The following is a 211-nucleotide window of genomic DNA, read 5'->3' on the forward strand; positions in this document are numbered from 1 at the left end:
TCAATGTCCATGGACGATCGACGATCAGGCTGACAGGTATGAGCAGGATCGCACCGCACACCATCGACCCCGCGGCCGGAAGCATTGGGTCCATACCCCCGAAATTCCTTCCGAAAATCGCGGCACCCGCATAGGAGATGGTCGCCACGACGATGGCGATCTGCGCCAAGGCCTGATGCCCGAGCCCCGCCAACGCTTCGAAGCCGACGAT

At 61.6% G+C, this 211-nt stretch carries 1 pseudogene; it reads right to left on the reverse strand.

Annotation, left to right across the window (positions count from 1 at the left end):
- A pseudogene (locus tag ACOZKU_RS05270) lies at positions 1–211 on the reverse strand (EamA/RhaT family transporter); the annotation flags it as partial.

It is taken from the genome of Shinella sp. M31, from assembly GCF_049199205.1.
Taxonomy (GTDB): domain Bacteria; phylum Pseudomonadota; class Alphaproteobacteria; order Rhizobiales; family Rhizobiaceae; genus Shinella.